A 23953-nucleotide genomic window follows, 5' to 3' on the forward strand; every position below is an offset into this window, starting at 1 on the left:
ACCCCACGTGAAACTAAGGAATAGTTATGTCGCAAATTACACAAGATATCGAAATGATAGAAGTTGCAAAAAGCGCTGCAGGTGCTCCATGGGATGCAATCAATGCTGAATCTGCTGCTCGTATGCGAGCTCAAAACAAATTCAAAACAGGTCTAGATATCGCGCAATACACGGCAGATATCATGCGTGCGGATATGGAGGCTTACGACGAAGACAGTTCTCAATACACTCAGTCTTTAGGCTGCTGGCATGGTTTTATCGGCCAACAAAAGTTGATTTCTATTAAGAAGCACTTTGATGGCAAGACAGACCGACGCTACCTATACCTATCAGGCTGGATGGTTGCAGCACTTCGCTCAGACTTTGGTCCACTTCCAGACCAATCTATGCATGAGAAAACATCGGTTGCAGGCCTAGTAGAAGAACTATACACATTCCTGCGCCAAGCTGATGCACGTGAACTGGGTGGTTTATTCCGTGAGCTAGACGCTGCACGTGAAGCGGGCGACGTTAACCAACAAGACCTTATCCAAGACAAAATCGACAATCACGTAACACACGTGGTGCCAATCATCGCCGATATCGATGCAGGTTTTGGTAACGCAGAAGCGACCTACCTAATGGCTAAGCAGATGATTGAAGCAGGCGCATGTTGTCTACAAATTGAAAACCAAGTTGCCGATGAGAAGCAATGTGGTCACCAAGACGGCAAAGTAACGGTTCCACACGCTGACTTCCACGCAAAACTTCGCGCACTTCGTTACGCTTTCCTTGAACTAGGCATCGACAACGGCGTTATTGTTGCTCGTACCGATTCTCAAGGTGCTGGCCTAACAAAAGAAATCGCAGTAGTGAAAGAGCCGGGCGACCAAGGTGATATCTACAACTCATACCTAGATGTTGAAGAGATCGATGTTGCAGATATGGCAGAAGGCGACGTTTGCTTTAACCGTGACGGCAAGCTAGTTCGACCTAAGCGTCTACCTTCAGGCTTATACCAATTCCGCCAAGGTACTGGTGAAGACCGTTGTGTATTCGACTGTATTGAAGCAATCAACGCGGGTGCTGACCTACTATGGATTGAGACTGAGAAGCCACACATCGGTCAAATCAAAGAGATGATGGACGGCGTACGTGAAGTTCACCCTAATGCGAAGCTGGTTTACAACAACTCTCCATCATTCAACTGGACGCTAAACTTCCGCCAACAAGCATACGATGCGATGGTAGCAGAAGGTAAAGATGTTTCAGCTTACGACCGTGCTAGCCTAATGAGTGCTGAATATGACGAAACTGAATTGTCTAAACGAGCTGATGACAAGATTCGCACATTCCAAGCGGATGCATCTCGTGAAGCGGGTATCTTCCATCACTTGATTACTCTACCGACTTACCACACTGCAGCGCTGTCAACCGACAACCTTGCAAAAGAATACTTCGGTGACCAAGGCATGCTGGGCTATGTTGCAAATGTTCAGCGCAAAGAGATACGCCAAGGCATCGCTTGTGTTAAACACCAAAACATGTCTGGTTCAGACATCGGTGATGATCACAAAGAGTACTTTGCTGGTGAGAACGCACTAAAAGCTGCAGGTGAAGCGAATACATCGAACCAATTTGATTAATCGCTAACGCTAAAGCCTCCCCCGTCCTTCTCTCTTACTTAGGTAAGATCCGGGGGAAGGCTTTGAGATAAAGCTTGTACTGCCAGCTTTATCTCAAAGCCTCAGATTTGTGTTCCACACCACGGTTAACCGAACAACTTCTGTTTAAGCTAACTGTATACATATTTGTTCAGATTCCTATTTGTTGAGAGTGCCTATGACTTCAATACCTACACACCTACAAGATGCAAAAACACTGTTATCAGAGAATGGTTTCGCGACGGGTGATACTTGGTATCACGGCACATCTTCAGCTTTATTGGCTTCGATTCAAGGCCAAGGTTTAAAACGTTCTGGAGACAAAGCGCTCAACGAAGCAGCTTCAAAAACTATGGCAACCATCGGCAACAACTATACCGAATCGGTTGAGCCAGTGTTTCTCACTCAGAGTAAAGAACTGGCGTACTACTGGGCTCAACAAACCATTCGTGAGCGAGGCGTTCGATTCGAAGGTGAAGAACAACCTATCGTACTAGCGGTAAACCTATCTGAAAAGCAACGCACCAAAGTAAGACCGGACGTAGGCGCAATGAGTCTATTGATGATGAGTGTGGGCGAGCAATTCATGTCTCATCTCACTGAAATTTATCAAGCCAACAACATTGCAGGCCCCGACATCGAGCTTCGCACTGCCGATCGCATGGACTACCTCAATAAACTCGGTATGGCCTACATTGATGAAGACATCAGCCGAGCTTGTGTTCAGGAGTTAGCCGAGCCCGAGCTGGCCGACTGAAATCGTTCAGTGAATCAGTCTTCTTAAAAACAAAAATGGCTCCCAATACGGAGCCATTTTTATTTGCTATCAGCCTATCTCACAAGATACAGACGCATCTAGATTATGAGCACAGAAGACCTTTCTGTGCAGGTTGCGTCATTTCGATGTCACCTTGTAGAGAACGGTAAACGATGGTGTTCCACACTTCACCATTATCCATTTCAAACTCAATAGCGTAATTCAAACCCGCGACAACCTGAGTTCGAACACTCAAGATCTGCTTGAGCTCAGCTGAAGTGTTCATTTGGCTAAGAACTGCGTTTAAAGCTTGCTTGGCTTCTGGTGTTATCTCACTTTTCGACCAACCACCCGTCAGGTTTTTAGTGCTGCAGATGGGGTTCGCATTCTCTTGCGGTTGAGTTGGTACCTCTGATTTCTGACTACACCCAGCTAACGCCACGACACTAAACAAGGTTGCTGTTCCAAGTAATGATGTTAATCGTACGTTCTTCATAAATTCTCTCTACCTCAATCATTTACGAGGGATTACTCGCAATAATGTTTCATATGCAGGCAAGCTTAAACCTCGAATGTCATCAATTCATCAGAGATTATGGTGTAACTACTCTATAAACACAGAAGATGGTCAGGAAAACAAAGTCGAGCACTGGAGCACTGCTTTTATCCACCTGATATTTAAATCAATAGAATGGGTAGCGAAGGAATAAGCGAGTATAAGACAGATATAATGCATCAGCTAATTACATATCTCACACCAAATACATTCACGCTGTAATTAATAAGATGAGCTCATGTTGATTTGGATTGTGATATTGGTTCAAAAAATAGATATTTGAGATTATTTTATAAATTCAAAAGTTTATGCTCGGCTTAATCATGTCTGATTTTAAAACTGTGATCCAACCCTACAAGTTGTTGATAATAATGTATTTTGTTCATCTTTGAATTCATTCAAATATGGAAAATCTTTATTGTTGAGGGTGAGTGCAAGTAGTAAAATCTCGCCCGATTATGCAACTTACTTCTCACACCATGGACACAAGTAAAGTTACGATTGGCTCTCTCAAAGTAACGTAACTTCAAACACATACCTAAAATCAGTGTCCTATAGATAGTGCAGATCAAATAAAAATAATTATATAAACCTAGGCTAGGTTAAACATGAAATTAACGTCGTCTTTAGGCTCACTGTTGGCTAGCAGTCTGTCTATCGAAATAAAACAGCGAGCGCTGATAGAGCTCGTCATCAGCACTTATCAGCCACATGAGCGCACTGAGCTTTTTCAAAGCGTGACTGAATATCGTAGAAGCCAATTAGAATTGCTTTTCCCAGAGCATCAAAACAAAAGCTACTCTGTATTGTTTGAGGTGATGGACTACCGCGATCTGATTCTGCGCTATCCAAATACACTATCTGCAGAGATTGCTCTTCTAGAGCAGGCTGTAGGGCAGTGCTATATGCATTGGCTAGATTTCTGGTGTGAGTGTGAAATTGCTGCGATCAAAGCAAAATCTCCATTAAATCCAAGCTCCATTTCTCATGTCGACCTCCCTATCAATGACAGTGCTTATTACGGTGCGATCATCGAACAGATAGAACATGAGCCACTTTTGGTACAAACACCGAGTCACCCACAAGGAATGCCAATCAGCGATGCCATTGCTTTAAGCAATCTCGAGGTGTTCATCAAGGGCGAGAAATGGTTTGAGATGCTGCCTTTATTACACCTTTCTCAGGCAGGTAAGCATTTTATTCTGCTCAAGCATCCAGTCGATGAAGCCTTTCCAACACTGGTTTCCTCTGCGCTGATTCAAGACTGGTCTAAGAATGACACTTGGCTAAGTTACGCACCGCCGTTCAGCAATGAGCAATGGCAATACTGTTTACCCAATTACGGCAACGATGAACTCGCAGGGTTACAACTTTTCACACCGCCTACACTGTCAAAATGTTACTCTCTCCCAGAATTTGACCAACAATTCCAGTTACAATTGTCCGACAAAGATGCCCTGTGTGAGGTGTTACGTCTGACAGTCAGTGGCAATACCCAACAAAAGCTCTATTTCCTCTACCTTTCTCAAAAAGAGCTGATGAGTGTGTTACACCAAATAGGCTATAAGATTGGCTTCACTATTATCGAGCAACCTTTCATGCTTCAGTTTTATCAAACCATTGATTCCAATGCATACTTCCATTCTGGATATTGCGAATTAAATGACGATGGCACGACAATTTATCGTGGATTCTGGAATTTTGAGATGATGGTAAAAGCGTTCAATAATGTCGATTTTCGAAGCTACAAACGCGCAGTGCGAGAAAGCAGAAAGTCATTAGAAAAGTCGCGCTCGGCAGGAAAAACTAGCTCGGTGAAAAAGGATGAACATGTTTGATTTCGGCCTAGAGGCGATCATCTATGCAAAAGCAATCACACTGCTTGCAACCGTGGCTGTGGTTGTCATGTGGTTGTTCTATTACTGCTATCGCCTGAAACAGAAGAACGAAGTGATCGCAGGGACACACCATGCCCCTTACATCGCGTATTCGATCTGCATTGTTGCGTGGATCAGCAGTAACGCTTATTTCCATACCGACTTATTACCGGAACTTGGGGCCTCGGCCGCCGTGTTCGCCGCAAAGTTTGCCAACCTCGCCTCGTTCTTTGCGTTTGCCTTTGCCTATTACTTCTCGTGCAAACTCGCCGCTGAACAACGTAATGGTAAGGTTCATGTGTGGCAGCAAGCCATTTTCGTCACCCTGACCGTCTACTCCTTCTTTATCAATTTAAGTCCGGGGTTAACCGTTGAACACGTCACCATTGCAGGCCCAAGCCAGTTCGTGATTGAGTTTGGCCCGCATACGCCGTACTTCTTTATTGGGATGATTAGCTTTGTAGTGCTAACACTACTCAACCTGGTGGCCATGCGCGCCAACAGCAGCAAGCTAACTTTAGCCAAAACCAACTATATGATCGCCGGCATTTTAGTCTTCATGCTGTCTACTGCGACGATCCACCTAGGCATGACCTACTTCTTGCGTGATTTCTCGCTCACTTGGCTGCCACCAGCTTTGTCGATAAGTGAAATGTTGTTCGTTGGCTATGCCCTGCTGACCTCGCGCTTCTACAGCGTGAAATACCTGGCGTACATGAGCCTAAATGCGATGTTGGTTTGTGCTATTTTGGTGATCCCTTTTGGCGCGATATTTATCCCGCTGACAGACGACAGTCAATGGCTTGTTGCTATCCCAATCTGCGCGATTATCGGCATCACGTGGCATGTTCTCTACAAGCGCGTAAGCCACTACGCCTCGTTCTTTGTCTACGGAAACAAGAAAACGCCAGTACAACAGATCCTCTCACTAGAAGACGATTTCAAGCTGTCGATTGATGATGCAATGCGTCGATTAGGTAGCCTATTGCAGATTCCCGAAGACAAGTTGCGTCTGGTGAACAGCAACTACAACGAAACCTTCTACGAAGATTACCTGTCTACCAACAAGTCCGTTTTAGTGTTCGATGAGCTGTCTCAGGAGCTTGATTACACCGCACCAGCCAAGCGCTCGATAAAAGCCCTATATGACAAGATGAGCTCAAACGACACCGCTTTGGTGATGCCTTTATTTGGTCAGGGGAAATCGGTCACGCACTTATTGGTCTCATCACATAAGAGCAACGATAAGATGTTCTCTAACGAAGAGATCTCTGCACTGCAAACCTTGTTAACTCGTGTACAAAGCACCATTGAAGCCGATAGACGCATTCGCCAAAGTCGCGCGCTTGCTAATTCTATCGCACACGAAATGCGTAACCCGCTGGCTCAAGTGCAGCTGCATTTTGAGGTGTTAAAACAGCACATTGATAACCAAGCCCCAGCTAAACAAATCCTAAAGGATATTGAGAATGGCCAAGCGGCGATTCAACGCGGGCGACAACTGATTGATATCATCCTGCGCGAAGTCAGTGACAGTACGCCTGAACACGGCCCTGTGGCCATGACCTCTATCCACAAAGCCGTAGATCAAGCCGTAAGCCACTATGGTTTTGAGAATGAAAAGATCATTGAACGCATTCGTTTACCACAACACGCTGATTTTGTAGCAAAGCTCAATGAAACCTTATTCAATTTCGTTATTTTCAACCTGATACGTAATGCAATCTATTACTTTGATTCTTATCCAGAAAGCCAAATTGAGATCAGCACCAACACAGGGCCTTACGAGAACGTTCTGATATTCCGAGATACCGGCCCTGGCATTGACGAAGCCATTGCACATAAGATCTTTGATGACTTCTTCTCTTACCAAAAAAGCGGTGGTAGCGGCCTAGGGCTTGGCTATTGCCAACGTGTGATGCGTTCATTTGGCGGCCGAGTTGAGTGCCACTCTAAACTTGGGGAGTTTACTGAGTTCCACCTGTACTTCCCGGTAGTACCCAATGCACCCAAAGCAGACGCACTTCGTACGCCTTACTTCAATGATTGGAAAAGTAATCAAACCACAACTGAAAACAAACCCAACGCAGAAGTTAAGCCAGATAACCAAGCGGAAACGCAAAGTTCAGAGCCAACAAGTACGCTAACCCCAGAGAACCATTTGGCTCCAACCGTGCTTATCGTCGATGATAAAGAAGTGCAACGCACGCTTGTTCAGATGTACCTGAGTCGACTTGGCGTAAATAGCTTACAAGCTAAAAACGGCGAGAATGCCGTCGAGCTGTTCAAAACACACAAGGTCGATTTGATCTTAATGGACGTACAAATGCCGATAATGAATGGTTTTGACGCAAGCCAAATCATCAAGGCACGCTCTCCTCAAACGCCAATCATTGCTTTGTCTGGCGAATCAGGACAGCACGAGTTAGATATGATCAGCAAGTTGATGGATGGTCGCCTAGAGAAACCAACCTCCTTGAACGTACTGCAACACGTGCTCGATAACTGGCTTGAAAAAGACTGGGCGTCGAATGCTCCCAAAGAAACCGAAGATGAAGAGTAAATTCAGGAAAACACGAATCGCAATTTAGCCAGCTGATTACTGTTTGTCTCATTACATTGCTTTAATTATTCATCAAAAAGCCAGCCGAACAAGGCTGGCTCTATCAGAACTAAACGCTCTAATTAATCTAAAAGTGAACGAACATAATCAGCGATTTCTTGGTTTTGGCAATGCTCAAAGAAGCATTGTTGGAAACGCTCGCTGCCAACCGCTGTTTTCACTAGATCTTGGTCGATAGCTCTCAGAGAATCAATAAAGTTATCTTTTACCACCGCCGCTTTCACTTCATTCAAAATTGCTGCATTACGTTGCTGTGGTTCTGCACGTTCTAGTGGATACCCATTACCACGCTCGCCTGTGAACGCTTTTTCAAAGATATAACGAATGTTGAGTTCACCTGCCCAGCCAAAGCCTTTAGCAAAAGCGAGAGCGAGAGCATTGCCGTTGTTGATTTGGTTAAACAAGAAAGCATCTGATGGCTCTAGGCAGTAACCACAAACCACACCCGGGTGCAGGTTCAGTGACATCAAAGCACCTTGCCCTGTTCCACATCCCGTCACAACAAAGTCCACAGCCTTTGAGTTGATCAGAATACTGGCCATGATACCTAAGTGGATATACGTTAAGTGGTGATCATTCTCGTCGGTCATACCTAAGTTGAAAACATCGTGACCAATGCCACCCGCCACTGACTCTAGCTCAGCTGCAACCATGGCATTTTTACCTGCCTGACTGTTTTCCATCATTAAAGCGATTTTCATTTATCTTCTCCTGCAAGATTGCTGCAAACTCAAAATTTAGAATAAAAAACCAACTAGCGTGCTAACCAACCACCGTCAACAGCAATGGTATAGCCATTAATGTAATCCGATGCTGATGATGCTAAGAACACACAAGGACCTGCGATATCTTGCGGTTTACCCCAACGTTCAGCCGGAATACGCTCAAGAATCGCTTGATTACGCTCAGCATCTTCACGCAGAGCTTGAGTATTGTTCGTTTCCATATAACCGGGGGCTATCGCATTCACGTTGATATTATCGCGCGCCCATTCGTTCGCCATCGCACGTGTCACGCCCATCACAGCACTTTTTGAAGCCGTATAGGAAGGAACTCGAATGCCACCTTGGAATGAGAGCATCGATGCAATGTTAATGATCTTTCCGCCAGTACCTTGAGCCTTAAATTGCTTTGCAACAGCCTGAGACATAAAGAACACCGTCTTGGTGTTCACGTTCATTACGTCATCCCAATCTTGCTCTGAGAACTCAATAGCATCTTGGCGGCGAATAATTCCTGCATTGTTCACGAGAATGTCGACTTGGCCAAACTCAGCCAAAGTGCGCTCTATAACCCCTGGAATGCACGCTTGCTCGAGAAGATCAGCACTCACGTTTAGGAACGAATGACCTGCTGCACTCATTTTCTCAATAGTCTCTTCAGGCTCTGTTCGGTTAACACCGACAACCTTACAACCGGCTTCCGCTAGGCCTAATGCAATACCTTGCCCAAGCCCCGTGTTACAGCCCGTCACTATCGCTACTTTACCTTCCAGACTGAATGACTCTAAGATCATGCTCGCTTCCTCAATTACATTGGATTCATTGCGTATCGTTATTACCAATAATTAAATCATACAATAAGATGTAAATACGAGAGCGACGTTGTAGAAGTTCGATCTTGCACCAAAATCAGTCGAACAAGTGAAACGGCACCACAAACTAAATGAATAGGGGAAAGTGATTTGAAGACGAGAAACCTATAACCCACTATGAACAATGAGTTCGAAGATCACCCAAACCAGATATTTTAGGGATTTGGCAACAATTCCATGATTTAAAAGAGTAAAAGGGTTATACATAATAATGTGTTATCTAAATTACTGAAATTATCATGACGCTCAAAGAGATCCTTAAAATTCCCAATGTCCGCTACTTCTTGATGTTTAGAAGCAGCTACTTTGCGCGTTTTTACTACCCTATATTCACACTACTTTATTTAGATTACGGGTTAACCCTGTCTCAATTCGCGATGCTCAATGTAGTTTGGGCGGCCACCATTGTGCTTGCTGAAGTACCGTCGGGTGCATTCGCCGATACCTTAGGCCGCAAGAAACTGGTGGTGCTGTCTTCGATTGTGATGTTTGTTGAGATCGCAATGATCGCCTTAGTGCCAACCGGAAACCCCGACTTGGTGTTCATAGTCTTTCTGATTAACCGGATTCTCAGTGGCTTAGCGATGGCACTGGCCAGCGGCGCCGACGAGGCATTGGCTTACGACACCTTAAAAGAACAAGGTAATGAAGAGTTGTGGCCTCGAGTGCTGCAAATCCAGCTTCGTGTCGCCTCAACGGTCGGTATCTTTGTCACACTAATTGGTGCGGCGATGTACGACGTGAATTTTATGACGAACATCTTTCATTTCCTTGGACTAGCCGAACCAGAAAGCACCAAAGATCTGATGCGTATTCCTGTGTTCGCCACCCTATTTGTAGCGATGATCGCCATCTATGCCGCGATTAATATGCGCGAAGAGAAAAAGGTGATGCCAAGCGACCAAACCAAATTGGCAACCACCATCTCAAGTCTTAAATTGACGATCGATGCGGGTAAATGGGTATTCGCTACACCTTACGTGCTGTTCATCTTGCTCTACTACAGCCTATTCGAACACACCTCACGCATGTTCCTAACCATGAACAGCCAATACTATCTGGCGATTGATATTCCAATTATCTACTTTGGTTTTATTGGTGCGGGTATAAGTTTGCTTAAGATTATATTGGCAGGACAAAGCCGAAGATTAGCAGAGAGTATTGAGCCTAAAACCTTCATTGTGGTCATGGGTTTAGCAAGCATGGCGACTTATTACTGGATCAGTTTAGGTTGGTCGATTTACGGGGTCATTCCGGCGTTGGTGTTAATCTTTATCATCATGACGATGAACATTTTCATCAGCTACCACCTGAATAAAAAGACCGAATCGCACAACCGAGCCACCGTTCTTAGTTTCAAAGGTTTAATGTTTAACCTCGGATACGGGCTGATCGGGATCTTGTACGCTTACTACTATAAGTTGGTGTCTCAGGGCTTCACCGAACAAGAAATAGAACAGAACCTTGCCTTCTTGGCCTCACTGTCTTCGTTTTTCTATTACTTCACCTTACTGTTCATTTCGATCAGCGCGCTGTTCTATTTCAAAAACAAGAAACAGCCGATCTTCTGAAGAAAGCATCGAACTGTTGAAGATATCTCTACTGCCGAATAGAGAATAAAGTTGAGCCTGTGGCTATAAACAGATAATGACACTTCTTATCAAGTGATTTTTTGTTAGTATCACCACCAAATTACATAACACATGGACGCGTCATGTCTTTTAGTTGGATAGCCTTTACTCTCCTTGCCGCCTTTAGCCAATCTTGGCGCAATGCCTTTCAAAGTAAATTAAGTGGCACCATGAGCGTGGCTGGCGTAACGTTAGCGCGATTTATTTGGGCTAGCCCTATCGCCCTTATTTACCTCTGCGCCCTCTATCAATGGCAGCCCGTATCCGCACCGGATTTTTCGGGTGAGTTTGTTTTCTATATTGTTGCTGCCGCCATCATGCAGATCCTCGCGACCGGCTTAATGGTGATGCTGTTCAAGCTCGAAAACTATGCGATAGGCGCAGGCTTAGCCAAGTGTGAAGCCCCCGTATCTGCTGTGCTATCCGTATTGTTTTTTGGTACTGCTTTGACACTAACAGGTTGGGTCGGCGTACTTATTGGTACTTTAGGCGTGCTAATCATGAGTAGCGCTTCTGGCTGGCGAAGCTTGTCCCCGAAAGTGTTCTTATTAGGTATGGCGTGTAGCACCGCCTTTGCTTTAACGTCTCTTTGGGTACGGGAAGCAAGTTTGAGCATAGGGTTGCCCTTCCCTCATAGCGCTGCTTGGGTGCTGTTCCTCGTCATTTCCCTTCAGACAGTGATTATCTGTACGTATCTCTTTTTCAGAGAACGCGACACGCTGCGCCTGATATTCAAGAAGTCGAAACTAGTCATCATGACAAGCTTAGCGAGTGTTATCGGTTCTCTGGGTTGGTTTAGCGCGATGTCGCTTCAAGCCGTGCCGTACGTAAAGACACTCGGGCAAGTCGAAGTGATCTTCATGGTGTTGATATCCTATTTCTGGTTAGGGCAAAGCATCGCGCGCAAAGACATTCTTGCGCTCATCTTGCTTTCTATCGCAGCGGTATTGGTTATGTGGCAGTGATGAGCTCGTTAATATGACTAGGACAAATTGAAGTCATATTGCGACCGTTTGTTTTCGCTTGATATAACGCTTTGTCGGCTCGGCTAATAAACCCATTCCAACTCTCATGCGGGTGAAGCTGAGCAACACCAAAACTCGATGTCAGAAACATCTCATGTTCTTGTACTGCTGATACCTCTGAAATAGACAATCGTAACTTGCAGGCAATAACCTGAGCTTGTTGGAAATCGACATTAGGCAATAAAATCATTATCTCGTCTCCGCCAAAACGAAACGCACTGGCTTTAGGCGATGTTTTTATCGCACTTTGAACCATTTCAGCAAAAGACTTGATCACGAGGTCACCTACAATGTGTCCGTGTTGGTCATTGATCGACTTAAAATTATCAATATCCATCATAATGGCACTAACAGGTGCAGTTTCCGCCTGCTTCATGATAACTGGAACCATCTCATCTAATGCTCTGCGGTTTCCCAGTACCGTTAGAGGATCGCTGTAGGACAGCTCGTGAATAGAACTAAGCAACCTTGCGTTAATCAGCCAAAGCATTGTAAAGCTCATCGACACAATAAGAACGATGCTCACTAAAAAGGCAAGTTGATGAATGAGAGTGGCCGCCATGAAATCCTGGAGCTCAGTTGAAAATAGCGTCACCACAACTCGAAAAACCATAAACCCGCCATATATCGTAAATGACAAGGCCATCATCCGAATACCTAGAGTCAAGTCATCACGCCGGCCCTTTAATACCGCAAAGGCAGTGCAAAGAGTCACAAAAGCCAGATATAAACTAATGAGGATAATTCGAGCCTTTATGGAACGCTCATAGAACGTGAAGTAAATAAAACATGGCAAAAGAGCCAACATCATTAGACTACTGAGGTAGGTGCATTTGAGAGAGTATTCTCGAAACAGACATAAGCTATACAAGGCGAGATGAAAACCAAGCGCAATGACCATATTGGCACCAATAACGGTGACCCAATCAGGGAACTCCCCTCTTAGGCTCAACATCAACGGCCCAGTTCCGATAACAAATATTGAAATGGAAAAGATTGAAAGCCCTTTAATGGACTGTTGAGTGAATTGAAATAACAACAAGCCAATACAGTAAATGAAAGAGAACAAAATAATAATAAAATTAAGTGTTCTCATATCCAGCGAAAAACCATCCATGATTTTCTATCTTCCATACGCAACCAAATTTCAACATGGTCAATAATCATGCAAACCACAAAAACATTCACCATGTGAATCTTTTTATTTTATAAAAAAAGGGGGTAGATCACATATGCGGAGATTTTTATCGCATGAGTCCATGATATGGATAGGCATGTAACACTCGCCCCCATAGAGTTTTATCGCATCACTGAATCTACAGGCTTCTGCACTCGTTACTTGGTTGAATGACGACTGTCTGGCATTATGCGCCAAAGAAATCTCTAGGGCTGTTGACCTTAGTTATTATACAGCAAAGAATGAACGAAGGTAGTCAGTGGTAGAAAACAGCCAACAATTAAGTGACCGTTACGACGAACATGGTTACTTTGTTATCAGAAATTATTTCAATGAAGCTCAAATTGCATCGCTTAGAAAAGTCGTGCTGAAATTTCATGAATCATGGAAAGCAGACAACGAAGAATTCTATAAAGAAGAAGCATTTAACTCGTCTTTAATTACGGGAAGCGAGTATTTGCTCGCCGACGATAGAAGCGTGCTTTTCGACTTCATCAGCTCGAAACAAGTGATGAACGTGGTTGATGCGGTGATTCCGAACAAACCAGCATTCATGAATACACAGCTGTTCTTCAACCCAGTAAATCCGCAACAAAAAGACTTCTGGCATCGTGACTGTCAATACGATTACGACGTTGATGACCAAATGAAAGTCATCATGGAAACCCAGGTATTGCATCTGCGAGTGCCCATTTTTGATGAGCCAGGTATGGAACTTATCCCTGGCACACACAAGCGTTGGGACAACGAAGAAGAGTACAATGTTCGCCAAGAAGAAAACGGCAAAGTGAGCAGCGATGACATCTCTGGTGGTAAGCAGATACCATTAGCCGCCGGTGACTTATTGGTGTTTTCAGCGGACATGATCCACCGAGGCCGATATGGCTTGGATCGTTTGGCTTTGGATATTTTGATCTTTGATTCGGCGGCAGACTATGTCGACTACGTTGATGACGATTGTCTGCCAACACCAGCCATGTTGAGCAACATTTCCGACCCAAGATTATTTATGAACACGCTACACTTAAAATCGATGCAGTACTCATAATCCATAAAGGTGCCCAAACTATGACTGACACTAAGCAAAATACCCGAATTAGCCAGTTCCGTTTCGGTCAGCCAAAAGAATCTCTCAAGTTAGAACATGTCGCTTTAGGGGTACTAGACAAAGATAAAGTTCGCGTACAAATTGAAGCGACTAACATCAACCCTAGTGATCTGTTGTCGATTTATGGTGTGGGCCAATACAAACATAGCCATCAGCCGCCGAGAGTACCGGGATTTGAAGCGGTAGGAAGGATTGTAGAATCCAGCAGTGCTGAGTTTATAGTGAATCAACGAGTGCTTGTGGCAACCAGTGGAACATGGCAGAACTATGTCGATGTATCACCAGATGATCTGTTCCAAATTCCTCAACATTTAGACAATGGCTACGCCTGTCAGTTGTACATTAATGCGCTAACCGCATGGGTGCTAACGACAGAAATAGCCAAGCTGACCCAAGAGGATGTGTTGATCATCAACGCGGGCAGTTCAGCCATCGGTAAGATCTTCTCCCAGTTATCAGCATCACTCGGCTTCAACATCATTGTCGTTACATCACAGCAGACACAATACCCTGCCACTTCCTGTTGGGTGATAGATGCGAACGCTGATCTAGTTTCTCAAATTAAGGCATTAGGCTTGCCTATGCCAACCGTTGCCTTTGATGCGATTGGCGGCTCACCCGGAACCGATCTTGTTCACACCCTTGGCAACAACGGGCGCTTTATCAACTATGGGACGCTGTCGTTGGATTTTTACGAGCCACGCTTCTTTGAGTACGCGAAAAACCAACACATCGATTTCAGCACCTTCTTCTTGCGTTATTGGGAGGAAGCAGAAGGTAAAGATGTTCGCCGTGATAAGTTCACGACCATGCTAGATCACTTCATCACAAACGACATTCAGCTCGACGTTGACCGCTATCTACCATTCGATGAAGTGCAAACCGCGATTGATCTCATTGAATCGAAAACCACACGCCTAGAGGGCAAGATCATCTTACTGCCACAGTAAGTGAGAGTTGGACGATATATACCTTGTTTATTTCAACAGGCAAGACGTTCAACAGCTTACAAGCGTGCTTGTTAATACACCATCGCTTAGGAAGTTTGATTAAAGAAATCGAAGATTGAAAAGATAGCGAAGAGTTGTGGTGCATTTCTCCATAACTTAAGTGGTTACGAGATGGTCATGAATCACATTTATTTGAAACATCAATTAGTTATATCATTAGAAATATGATACTGATCACCCATAAGATAACCTCGATTCTATATGGTAGCGTCATACTTAAAACCACGATGTGAACATACTTATGAAAAGACACATACTATCAAGCGCCATCCTACTCTCTCTAGCCTTTCCCACCTTTGCAGCTGATGGCGATATACACGATGTCACGATACTGGGTACTTCAGATATCCACGGTCATTTTATGGCGTGGGATTACGCGGCAGATAAACTCAACACTCGTGGTAGCTTGAGCTAAATCGCGACCAAAGTTGGTGAGATCCGCAAAGAGCAATCTAACATTATCCTTGTCGACGCTGGCGATACCATCCAAGGCAACTTCGTAGAAACCTTCAAAGACGAGCCCGTTGATCCAATGATGCTTGGCTTTAATCACATGAAATACGATGTGTGGGTTTTAGGTAACCACGAATTCGACTTTGGCCTCAAAACCCTCAACAGGGCCGTTACCCAATTTAAAGGGCAGTCTCTCGGTGGCAACATCAAGAACAAAAACGGAAACCCATTCCTGCCTGGTTACACCATCCTAGAACGCGGTGGCATTAAGATCGGCGTGATCGGAATGGATACCCCAATGACGGAGGTCTTTGCGCAAGGTACCAACCGTTTAGAAGGCGTCACTTTCACTAATCCAACCTTGGAAGTGAAGAAAATCGTCAAAGAGATTGATGATAAAGTGGATGCCATCATATTGGTTGCCCATATGGGAATTGAGAACGAGAATGACATTGCCGACACCGGTGTCACCGACATTGCCAATGCAAACCCAGAGCTTGATGCCATCGTCGCTGGCCACATGCACACTCGCATCGATAAAGCCGTTGTAAATGGCGTTATTATTACTGAACCCGACAGATATGGCCGCGCCCTATCTCGTATCGATCTTCAATTTGAAGAGCGCGATGGCACATTCACTCTCGTCAACAAAGACAGCTTCACCTATAAAATTAAAGGTATCGACTCTGATGAGAATATGGACGAGTTATACCAGCCTTACCACAAACAACTCCGAGAAATGGCGAACAGACCTGTCGCTCAACTTACCGGCGTTGATTTAGTCCCAGAAAACGAAATCCGCGGTATCCCTCAAGTCCATGTTCAAGACACAGGCATCAGTGCGCTATTCCAAGAAGCGAGCTTCTTCTATGCACCTAAAGCCAATGTCATCGCACTTCAAATAGACAACGACAATGCCAAGCTCGATGTTGGCCCAATCAAAGCCAAAGACATCGCGTACAACTACCAATACGCAGGTGGCGAAATAACTGTCTACCAGATGACAGGCAAAGAGTTAAGAACCTACATGGAATGGTCTGCAGGCTACTTCAACTCAGTACAACCTGGCGATGTAACCTACAGCTTTAACCCTGAACGCAGAGCATCAAAATACTCGACCAATGACTTCTTCGCGGGCGTGGCTTATACCATCGACCTTACTCAGCCTGCAGGTACCCGCATTACCAACCTCGCGTTTGCAGATGGCACTCCGGTTACAGATCAAACAGAAATCCGTATTGGTATGAATAGCTATCGAATGGGTCATCTAACCAAGAAAGGCGGCGTGCTAGAAGGCGAATCGTTCCCTGTACTCTTTGATACGGAAGCAGAGTATGGAGAAGAAGCAGGCACGATTCGTAACATGACTATCAAGTATCTTAAAGAAGAAAAGAACGGCCAGTATGAGGGTAAAACTCAGCAGCGATGGGCACTTTCTGGTTTAGAGAGCCGTTACAATGAACAACGAGAGATAGTGAAGTCATTGATTAATGATGAAACCATATCAATCCCGACCAGTGACGATGGCCGCTACACAAACATCGCTTCTATCAACGTAAAAGAACTGATGTTCAAATCTGACGAAGCCAAACAAACAGCCATAACCACACGCGAAAAGAAACTGGCGCAGGCGACTGAGCAAGAGAGCAAACAGATCAAACGCGAAATCACTCTGATTGAAGCGCTCAATTAATCCCTGACCTCAACTAATAGCGACTTAACGACGCTTAGAGCGTGGTTAGGTCGTTGTCGTTCCCATCTTCCAACACCACATCTGTACTGAGTAAAACGGTTAATATTGGTGAATGAGCCACAAAGGCTAACTCATAATTGGACAAAAGTGAGTTACGCTCTTTGAATTAATATCACTTTTCGGATTATTTCCGATACTGCCAACATTTAGGTGTTCATTTGGACCTGTTGCATAGTCAGCGTGCATGTATCACAGTGGTTGTTAGTACGCGCAATAAACTCATTCCCTCTAGTTTATGCCAGTGCCAGCAACTCAATAAAACTGACCTATCTACAGGCTTTGTCCGAGCTGAGAACGTCCATTTTGTTTTACCGCGATTGTCGAAAGTGAGATCGACTTAATTTTAGTCAGTTATTTAGTCAAAGTGAATAGCTGTGCCATTATGGTTGTTTGACGCCAGCGGGAATTACATGCCATTGGGATAATTTTGGCTTAGTCGTTTCACAATAATCCATGTACAAGCTGCGCCACCGATGAGTCAGCGAGCTAGTGGTATGAGATTCCGCTCCGGCCACAATACACAGTTGGCTGTTTTTTAACTGCAGTTGCTGGTTTGAGTTAAAAAAGAACTTCTGGAAAACGGGGCCATTTAGAAAGGGCTCCTCAATACCGCAGGCCTTTAACATAAGTGCGTTACCAGCGAGAGCAGTTTGATTGTTACCCATTACGGTTACGCAGCCTTGATAGCGACCAAAGAACAGCGAACCGTCTTCTGCTAGTTCAACAATTTCATCATCGTAGGGCTGCGGTCCTTTACAGTTATGGGCGGTTAACGGCATATCAAAACGCACATAGCGGCCATTACCGACAACATCTAAGCAGTATCCGTCGACAGGGCGGTCTAGTTTATCGACCAGTTGTATGTAGGTGCTGGCTTGTGCTGATACAGAGGCAACTAAGCCACTCAGAAAAAGGGTTGCTGTGGGTACTATCTTCATGTTCTTTATCCACGTTACTTAATTCTAACCAGAATAAGTATCTGGTCATTTTTACTGGCCAAGAGCACCGATAGCTTGGACATAGATTGTGTACTTAAGTCAACTATCTAGATGCAATCGATGACTAACGCTAAGCAAAGTTCATCTCAATTCACTGGTTAATGCATCACGAGATAATCCCCACCGAGTGAGGGCCGTCTTCTGCTTTAACCATAAAAAACACGCTAGTGGTGAAGTTAGCGTGTTTTTTTAACTTGGATCATGCGGGATGAATTACAGTTTAGCGGCAAGCTCTACACGCGCTTGGTTGCGGCTAGCTTGAGCTGGCTCATCGCCTAGGTTTAACGCTTCAGCGTAAACAAACTCCACTTTGCTAATGCCAAAGAAGCTAAGCATTGTTTTTAGGTAGCCGGTCACGTGATCATTTTCTCCACCTATGTGAATACCGCCACGAGTAGTGACAACAATAACTTTTTTATCTTCGATAAGCCCCTTAGGACCCTGCTCTGTGTATGAGAAAGTCACGCCTGCACGCGCAAGTAAGTCAAACCAGTTTTTCAACTGAGTAGGGACCATAAAGTTGTACATTGGTGCGCCAATTAAGATAATGTCTGCCGATTTTAGCTCATCAACCAATGTGTTTGATAATGATTGAATCTCTTTGAGTTCATCAGCTAGGTCATCACCACTATTAATAGCGGTCATAGCTTGAGCATCTAGAACAGGCAATGGGTTAGCAGCAAGATCTCGCACAAGTGCATTTGATTGGCCTTCTATTGCGGCGTCAATAAGTTGGTTTGATTGCGAGTGTTCACCAAGAATGCTCGATTTGAGTACAAGTAGCTTAGACATAATCATGTTCCTTTGTTCAATAATTGCGTGGCTGTTTGCCTGCTCTGATTTGTTAATAGCAATCTTAATTGCTTCTTATGCCCAGATAACTGGACACAAATGTGGGTCTTGTTCAATAAATTCGGAAACATTAGTGAATTTAGGGCAAATCAAACACCAAAGCGGTAACGTTCATCTCTCCTTGGTTAGCTAAGCTAATGCGTTGTTGATTCTCAATTTTGGCACCATCGCCAGCGTTGAGCTCAGTCGCATCGACAGACAGTGTGCCTTCAATTTGATGTACGTAGATTTTACGCCCTCTCTCAATGTCCAAGTCTAAATCAGTACCCGGCTCTAGTATCAACTGGTGGAGCTTAGCATCTTGTTTGATAGGTAGAGTCCCCTCCTCTCCGGTAGGCGTTGCTATCGTGGTCAAACCTGGATTCCTACCAAAGTCTTTTTGTGCATATCCTGGCTTGTTACCGAACGTATTGGGCTGAATCCAGATTTGCAAAAATCGCAAATTGTCTTTTTTCGATGCATTATATTCACTGTGGTATATCCCAGTTCCCGCTGACATGAGTTGGAATTCACCAGCTGGAAGAACTTGCACGTGACCTTCGCTGTCTCTATGTTCTATTGAACCTTCGAGAACATAGCTGATGATTTCCATGTCTCGATGACCATGAGTATCGAATCCGGCCCCCGGGTCAACAATGTCATCGTTGATGACTCGTAATGCTGAGAAACCCATATGTTTTGGGTCATAATAGTTACCAAACGAAAAGGTATGTTTGCTATCTAACCAACCGAAGTTTGCGCGGCCACGCTCATGAGAATGTCTTACACTGATCATTATGTTATCTCCTATATTTAGATTCATTAAGCTAACTTTTTGGCTACGAATTGATCTAAAGCCGCTTTGCCTGCGCCAGAGAATACCAGCGATACGCTTGCAGCTAATAATGCAAGACCAAATGCATACCCGTTGTTGGCCATGAACAGACCGTTTTCAAAGTGAACAGCGAAAATCGCGACAATCATGGTCATTGCTAGAGAGAGTGCCGCCGGGCGAGTTAACAAACCGAGTAGAATGAATAAACCGCCGAAAAACTCCGCACTTCCTGCTAATAATGCCATTAGCACACCGGGACCTAGGCCAATTGAAGCCATCCATTGACCAGTTCCTTCCAATCCATAGCCTCCAAACCAACCAAACAGTTTTTGCGCGCCGTAGGCCATAAAAATAAAACCTACAGGGATACGTAATGCCAATGCTCCGTAGCCAGCTTCAGATTTTGATACTTTTTGGATGAGATCTTTCATGTTTATTCCTCAATAATTTTCAATATTTTGTCATTTATTTTGAGAGCCCTTAAAGATTAGCTCTCAAGCGTTGAATACAAGTTTATGTATGTTATGTTGAGGAGAAAATCGGAACATTTTGAATGGTAAATTCAAAATATTTGAATGAGAGGAAGTCATGCATAACGCCATAACCATAGACGCTTTGAGAGCATTAGATGCTATCGATAAAAAAGGCAGTTTTGCCGCAGCGGCTGAATCTTTGTACAAAGTGCCTTCAGCCTTAACCTATACAATAAAAAAGCTTGAAGAAGACATGGGGGTCGCTTTATTTGATCGCTCTCGGCAACGTGCACAACTTACTCCTGCTGGTCAATTGGTGTTAGAGCATGGCAGAGAAATTCTTCTTGCCGCTAATCGACTTGTCGACTCGGTGCAGCAACTAGAAAGCGGCTGGGAGAACGAAATAAGAATAGCCAGAGATACCGTGATTGCCCCTCAACCCTTGTTCGACCTCATTGAAGACTTCAATACACTTGAACATAAAGTGGATGTTAGCTTGGGGGTAGAAGTGCTAGGTGGAGGTTGGGGCGCTTTGCACTCAAGACGAGTAGATATAGTGATAGGTGCGACGGGCGAATTACCGAAAGGGCTGTTTCAAACTCATAGGATAGGTGAGCTATCTTTTGTCTTTGCCGTATCCCCTGAACATCCGTTGGCAGAATATGAAGGTATATTGGAAGCGAAAACACTCAGTGCATATCCGGCTATTGTCGTTTCTGATACGTCTCAACTCTTACCGGTAAGAGATAGTGGGCTATTTAATAGTAAAAGAGTGATTCGGGTAAACTCGATGGAAACCAAATTAAATGCTCAAGCGCAGGGGCTAGGAATCGGCTTTTTGCCTAAACATATGGCGGTTCCTTATATTGAAAGAGGAGAGCTAGTTGAGAAGCGGTGTGAAATCCCAAGACCCGATCAGGACCTGTTTATTGCGTGGCATAAGGAACAACAAGGTCGAGCATTTGACTGGTTCGTAGAAAAATTATGTCAATTGGACTGGGGGTTGAACTAATGGCTATGAGTAAATTTAACATTATGATTTTTAGAGTGAAAAACCTACAAATCATCATAAGTTCAAAATATTTGAATTAATAAGTCAAATTGTTTTGATTTTTTCCATTTTAGGTGTCGTTTAAATTGTATTTCGAAAGGCGGAAACGCCAAGGGAAAAACAAAACCTAGTGAGGAAAAATCATGAAAAAGTTCGTTAAAAATCTAGTCGCATTAGCGACTCTATCAGCAGCTATTACGGCACCTGTGGCACAAGCAGCAGCGGAACCTGCAAACAGTCTACTTAGCGCCGATAACCACACACTTATTTTGATCGATCATCAACCTCAAATGGCATTTGCTACACGCTCTCATGATGTTGAAGATGTTAGAAATAACGTTGAAGGACTAGCAAAAACTGCAAAAGCTTTTGAAGTACCGACGATTTTGACGACTGTGGCTGAAAAATCATTTAGCGGCCCAATTTTTCCTGAAGTCCAAGCAGTCTTCCCGGATCAAAAACCGATCGACCGCACCACAATGAACACTTGGGAAGACCAGCGAGTGGTAGACCAAGTTAAAAAATTCAAAAAGAACAAGATTGTTATTGCCGCACTTTGGACTGAAGTATGTGGTGTGATGCCAGTGCTGTCAGCCATCGAGCAAGGTTATGAAGTGTACTTTGTCACGGACGCTTCAGGCGGTGTGAGTAAAGAAGCTCACGATATGGCGGTACAGCGTATGATTCAAGCCGGTGCTAAACCAATTACTTGGGTTCAATATATGCTCGAACTGCAACGTGATTGGGCCCGCGCAGATACTTACGAGGCAGTAGTGAATATCGCTAAGGAGCACGCTGGTGGTTACGGTCTGGGTCTTATTTATGCAAACAGCATGTGGGGTGCACAAGAAGGTAAATAAACCTTTATACCTAAACTGAAAATCCTTTCATTTCCTATTCGTTGATTTGTTGCGCGGAGTCAGACTCCGCGCCTTTTTAGAGGTCGATACAATGAAAAGCAAATTTTTTTTGGCAGGTATAATAGCTCTGACATTTTCTGCACTGAGTTCTGCCGAGGTAACCCAAGATCCGGTTTATCAAATAGGCGTAGACCTTGCTCACAGCTGTGCCGGGTGCCATGGATTAACTGGAATTTCACCGGTTGAATCCAATCCCAATTTGGCTGGACAAAAACAAGGTTACTTAGAATATGCGTTGAAGGCGTATCGTAGTGGCGATCGCAATGGCGGCATGGCAATGATAATGTATCCTAATGCTCGTGGATTAAGTGATGACGAGATTCAAGCTCTTGCGCTATACTTTTCTTCACAGAAGAGCCAAGCAGGGCAATGAGTTAGCATGGAAAATCAGCCGCTTAAGGATTTAATAGGTAAGCAAGTACTTGGTGTACTAGGGACCTATCAGCAAGGTTCCGACGAAATGGACGTGTATATCTGCGGAGTTGAGATCCCTGATGAAACCCACTTAAAACTTAACTTTCCGAAAGGCCACGCCTTAACCAACGGTCAATTAGTGACGTTACATCTAGATAATCGTACCGGTGTGTCCGAGTACGATGCAGAGCTGTCAGTGTATCGTCTCTCATACAAAGCGAATGTTCGTTCCGTTATCAACCAAAATGAAGTGGTGCTTGATGCCTTAGAGTATCAGGTGTTTTATGGTATTTCCGCTGTCAAAACCTATATGGCAGACGATTACCAGTTTCCTAAAGATGTTCGTCAAACAAAGCAATTGCCTCTGACACCATTAGTTGACGCTCCGCGTATCGATGAAGAAGAGCACGATAATAAAATCGGTGTACTGCTGACATACGCAAGTCAGCAGCCGCATACTACAGTGATGGCTTTTCTTTCATCAGTAGATGACGATATTTTCTTCATTACTTTCCCAAGTACTTTTAAGGGGCTGATGTTACAAAGAGACAATCGCTGCTATTTTACCATTGATGGTAGGGCATCGTTTACTTTTGAACATGCTATTGAGTGGAATTACAGTATCATTCAAGGTTCTGTATATCATGTCCCCAAGGACAGCGAAGTGTTTGCGCAAGTCAGAGAGCTCTTTATCACTAAAAACCCGTGGGAAATGGGATTTTTTAGTCATCCAGATATTGAGATGTATCACCTCAAAGCTGAACACGTAGTCTGCCCCACGATTGCGCCGCCTGCATTGCAGACGAATGTCGTATAGAAAGATAGTGCTCATTCTCAGTTCAAACCGCTCTGGAGAGGTATACTGTTCAAAATAAGCTTCGCCCCTAATTAGGAATGCTGAGTTTAGACAAGAAACGATACTAAGATATGAAAAGCTGCAGTCGTGCATGAGAGAATCAAATGAAAATGGTCCACCCCGTATTCTTCACGAGTACTGTTTCTAACTCGTTTTGGGGCAGAAACAAGCTAGTAAAACAGCACCAACCCTCACCACTTTCATAAATAAAACGTTTAATAATTTGAGCCATGATTTATTGCACTTAAACATGGTCACCAACCATCTGACGAAAAATCCAAAAGCCTCTGAGGTGACTCTAAGCTCCCACAAACACCTGTATTCCTCCTCACACTGATCTATTTCTCTCTTTTCGCAGTACAAGTTAT

22 protein-coding genes are annotated in these 23953 nt (G+C 44.2%); 14 read left to right on the forward strand and 8 right to left on the reverse strand.

Annotated elements, in window-relative coordinates:
• Positions 1–26 precede the first annotated feature (26 nt).
• Positions 27–1625, forward strand: coding sequence for an isocitrate lyase (locus tag AB4133_RS15220; protein WP_372224943.1), 1599 nt, complete (start codon positions 27–29; stop codon positions 1623–1625).
• A gap of 196 nt (positions 1626–1821) precedes the next feature.
• Positions 1822–2400 carry a hypothetical protein gene (locus AB4133_RS15225; protein WP_372224945.1) on the forward strand — a complete coding sequence of 193 codons (579 nt, stop codon included), beginning with the start codon at positions 1822–1824 and terminating at the stop codon, positions 2398–2400.
• 103 nt (positions 2401–2503) lie between these two features.
• Here AB4133_RS15225 and AB4133_RS15230 read toward each other — a convergent pair whose 3' ends face one another.
• A complete protein-coding gene (locus AB4133_RS15230) occupies positions 2504–2896 on the reverse strand; it encodes a cystatin domain-containing protein (protein ID WP_017064277.1) in 393 nt (130 codons plus the stop codon).
• 668 nt (positions 2897–3564) lie between these two features.
• On the opposite strand from AB4133_RS15230, the gene AB4133_RS15235 reads away from it, so the two are divergent.
• Both AB4133_RS15235 and AB4133_RS15240 read left to right on the forward strand, forming a co-directional pair.
• Entirely contained in the window at positions 3565–4794 is a 1230-nt protein-coding gene (locus tag AB4133_RS15235; protein WP_372224947.1) for an acyl-homoserine-lactone synthase, read from the forward strand.
• Complete coding sequence (locus tag AB4133_RS15240; RefSeq protein WP_372123924.1) at positions 4787–7396, forward strand: response regulator; 2610 nt, start codon at positions 4787–4789, stop codon at positions 7394–7396. The genes AB4133_RS15235 and AB4133_RS15240 overlap by 8 nt, the downstream gene beginning before the upstream one ends.
• Before the next feature lie 122 nt (positions 7397–7518).
• Here the strand turns inward: AB4133_RS15240 and AB4133_RS15245 are convergent, their stop codons facing one another.
• Entirely contained in the window at positions 7519–8157 is a 639-nt protein-coding gene (locus AB4133_RS15245) for an RpiB/LacA/LacB family sugar-phosphate isomerase (protein ID WP_017059986.1), read from the reverse strand.
• A gap of 53 nt (positions 8158–8210) precedes the next feature.
• Positions 8211–8972, reverse strand: coding sequence for a 2-dehydro-3-deoxy-D-gluconate 5-dehydrogenase KduD (kduD, locus tag AB4133_RS15250; RefSeq protein ID WP_017067926.1), 762 nt, complete (start codon positions 8970–8972; stop codon positions 8211–8213).
• 317 nt (positions 8973–9289) lie between these two features.
• On the opposite strand from kduD, the gene AB4133_RS15255 reads away from it, so the two are divergent.
• On the forward strand, positions 9290–10621 hold the full coding sequence (locus AB4133_RS15255; RefSeq protein ID WP_017067925.1) for an MFS transporter: 1332 nt from the start codon (positions 9290–9292) through the stop codon (positions 10619–10621).
• Positions 10622–10764: 143 nt separating this feature from the next.
• Positions 10765–11646, forward strand: coding sequence for a multidrug transporter (locus AB4133_RS15260; RefSeq protein ID WP_372099890.1), 882 nt, complete (start codon positions 10765–10767; stop codon positions 11644–11646).
• Here AB4133_RS15260 and AB4133_RS15265 read toward each other — a convergent pair.
• Positions 11633–12823, reverse strand: a complete 1191-nt coding sequence (locus AB4133_RS15265; protein ID WP_372224950.1) for a GGDEF domain-containing protein — start codon at positions 12821–12823, stop codon at positions 11633–11635. The two genes, AB4133_RS15260 and AB4133_RS15265, sit on opposite strands and share 14 nt — an antisense overlap.
• Positions 12824–13142: 319 nt before the next feature.
• Here AB4133_RS15265 and AB4133_RS15270 point away from each other — a divergent pair, with 319 nt between their 5' ends.
• The 4 genes from AB4133_RS15270 to AB4133_RS15285 all read left to right on the forward strand — a co-directional run bounded on the left by AB4133_RS15270 (position 13143) and on the right by AB4133_RS15285 (position 17147).
• Positions 13143–13931, forward strand: a complete 789-nt coding sequence (locus tag AB4133_RS15270) for a phytanoyl-CoA dioxygenase family protein (protein WP_102332708.1) — start codon at positions 13143–13145, stop codon at positions 13929–13931.
• A gap of 20 nt (positions 13932–13951) precedes the next feature.
• Positions 13952–14941, forward strand: a complete 990-nt coding sequence (locus AB4133_RS15275) for a zinc-dependent alcohol dehydrogenase family protein (RefSeq protein ID WP_017059992.1) — start codon at positions 13952–13954, stop codon at positions 14939–14941.
• 301 nt (positions 14942–15242) lie between these two features.
• Positions 15243–15416, forward strand: a complete 174-nt coding sequence (locus AB4133_RS15280) for a hypothetical protein (RefSeq protein ID WP_372224951.1) — start codon at positions 15243–15245, stop codon at positions 15414–15416.
• The gene (locus tag AB4133_RS15285; RefSeq protein ID WP_372224973.1) at positions 15417–17147 is read left to right on the forward strand and encodes a bifunctional UDP-sugar hydrolase/5'-nucleotidase; all 1731 of its coding nucleotides are present in this window, start codon (positions 15417–15419) and stop codon (positions 17145–17147) included.
• Positions 17148–17587: 440 nt separating this feature from the next.
• Here AB4133_RS15285 and AB4133_RS15290 read toward each other — a convergent pair whose 3' ends face one another.
• From AB4133_RS15290 to AB4133_RS15305, 4 genes are all read right to left on the reverse strand, one after another.
• The gene (locus tag AB4133_RS15290) at positions 17588–18145 is read right to left on the reverse strand and encodes an RICIN domain-containing protein (protein WP_372224953.1); all 558 of its coding nucleotides are present in this window, start codon (positions 18143–18145) and stop codon (positions 17588–17590) included.
• 273 nt (positions 18146–18418) lie between these two features.
• Positions 18419–18997: an FMN-dependent NADH-azoreductase gene (locus tag AB4133_RS15295; protein WP_372224954.1), complete on the reverse strand. Its 579-nt coding sequence runs from the start codon at positions 18995–18997 to the stop codon at positions 18419–18421.
• A 139-nt stretch (positions 18998–19136) separates the two neighbouring features.
• Positions 19137–19832, reverse strand: a complete 696-nt coding sequence (locus tag AB4133_RS15300; RefSeq protein ID WP_372224956.1) for a pirin family protein — start codon at positions 19830–19832, stop codon at positions 19137–19139.
• 26 nt (positions 19833–19858) lie between these two features.
• Positions 19859–20302 carry a DoxX family protein gene (locus tag AB4133_RS15305; RefSeq protein ID WP_372224958.1) on the reverse strand — a complete coding sequence of 148 codons (444 nt, stop codon included), beginning with the start codon at positions 20300–20302 and terminating at the stop codon, positions 19859–19861.
• A gap of 157 nt (positions 20303–20459) precedes the next feature.
• Between AB4133_RS15305 and AB4133_RS15310 the strand changes: the two genes are divergently transcribed.
• The 4 genes from AB4133_RS15310 (at position 20460) to AB4133_RS15325 (ending at position 23546) form a co-directional block, all read left to right on the forward strand.
• On the forward strand, positions 20460–21356 hold the full coding sequence (locus AB4133_RS15310; protein WP_372224960.1) for a LysR substrate-binding domain-containing protein: 897 nt from the start codon (positions 20460–20462) through the stop codon (positions 21354–21356).
• A gap of 182 nt (positions 21357–21538) precedes the next feature.
• Positions 21539–22255 carry a hydrolase gene (locus AB4133_RS15315; RefSeq protein WP_372224962.1) on the forward strand — a complete coding sequence of 239 codons (717 nt, stop codon included), beginning with the start codon at positions 21539–21541 and terminating at the stop codon, positions 22253–22255.
• Between the two features lie 91 nt (positions 22256–22346).
• Entirely contained in the window at positions 22347–22688 is a 342-nt protein-coding gene (locus tag AB4133_RS15320; RefSeq protein ID WP_372224963.1) for a cytochrome c, read from the forward strand.
• A gap of 6 nt (positions 22689–22694) precedes the next feature.
• Positions 22695–23546, forward strand: a complete 852-nt coding sequence (locus AB4133_RS15325; protein ID WP_372224965.1) for a hypothetical protein — start codon at positions 22695–22697, stop codon at positions 23544–23546.
• Positions 23547–23953: the final 407 nt, after the last annotated feature.

Source organism: Vibrio sp. 10N.286.52.F8 (genome assembly GCF_041468745.1).
Classification (GTDB): Bacteria; Pseudomonadota; Gammaproteobacteria; order Enterobacterales; family Vibrionaceae; genus Vibrio; species Vibrio crassostreae_C.

Coding starts and splice junctions, on each gene's coding strand:
- AB4133_RS15235 (WP_372224947.1), top strand. CDS start 3,565: ATGAAATTAACGTCGTCTTTAGGCTCACTGTTGGCTAGCAGTCTGTCT.
- AB4133_RS15300 (WP_372224956.1), bottom strand. CDS start 19,832: ATGATCAGTGTAAGACATTCTCATGAGCGTGGCCGCGCAAACTTCGGT.
- AB4133_RS15230 (WP_017064277.1), bottom strand. CDS start 2,896: ATGAAGAACGTACGATTAACATCATTACTTGGAACAGCAACCTTGTTT.
- AB4133_RS15245 (WP_017059986.1), bottom strand. CDS start 8,157: ATGAAAATCGCTTTAATGATGGAAAACAGTCAGGCAGGTAAAAATGCC.
- AB4133_RS15255 (WP_017067925.1), top strand. CDS start 9,290: ATGACGCTCAAAGAGATCCTTAAAATTCCCAATGTCCGCTACTTCTTG.
- AB4133_RS15240 (WP_372123924.1), top strand. CDS start 4,787: ATGTTTGATTTCGGCCTAGAGGCGATCATCTATGCAAAAGCAATCACA.
- AB4133_RS15310 (WP_372224960.1), top strand. CDS start 20,460: ATGCATAACGCCATAACCATAGACGCTTTGAGAGCATTAGATGCTATC.
- AB4133_RS15325 (WP_372224965.1), top strand. CDS start 22,695: ATGGAAAATCAGCCGCTTAAGGATTTAATAGGTAAGCAAGTACTTGGT.
- AB4133_RS15275 (WP_017059992.1), top strand. CDS start 13,952: ATGACTGACACTAAGCAAAATACCCGAATTAGCCAGTTCCGTTTCGGT.
- AB4133_RS15320 (WP_372224963.1), top strand. CDS start 22,347: ATGAAAAGCAAATTTTTTTTGGCAGGTATAATAGCTCTGACATTTTCT.
- AB4133_RS15265 (WP_372224950.1), bottom strand. CDS start 12,823: ATGGATGGTTTTTCGCTGGATATGAGAACACTTAATTTTATTATTATT.
- kduD (WP_017067926.1), bottom strand. CDS start 8,972: ATGATCTTAGAGTCATTCAGTCTGGAAGGTAAAGTAGCGATAGTGACG.
- AB4133_RS15220 (WP_372224943.1), top strand. CDS start 27: ATGTCGCAAATTACACAAGATATCGAAATGATAGAAGTTGCAAAAAGC.
- AB4133_RS15280 (WP_372224951.1), top strand. CDS start 15,243: ATGAAAAGACACATACTATCAAGCGCCATCCTACTCTCTCTAGCCTTT.
- AB4133_RS15315 (WP_372224962.1), top strand. CDS start 21,539: ATGAAAAAGTTCGTTAAAAATCTAGTCGCATTAGCGACTCTATCAGCA.
- AB4133_RS15290 (WP_372224953.1), bottom strand. CDS start 18,145: ATGAAGATAGTACCCACAGCAACCCTTTTTCTGAGTGGCTTAGTTGCC.
- AB4133_RS15260 (WP_372099890.1), top strand. CDS start 10,765: ATGTCTTTTAGTTGGATAGCCTTTACTCTCCTTGCCGCCTTTAGCCAA.
- AB4133_RS15295 (WP_372224954.1), bottom strand. CDS start 18,997: ATGTCTAAGCTACTTGTACTCAAATCGAGCATTCTTGGTGAACACTCG.
- AB4133_RS15305 (WP_372224958.1), bottom strand. CDS start 20,302: ATGAAAGATCTCATCCAAAAAGTATCAAAATCTGAAGCTGGCTACGGA.
- AB4133_RS15225 (WP_372224945.1), top strand. CDS start 1,822: ATGACTTCAATACCTACACACCTACAAGATGCAAAAACACTGTTATCA.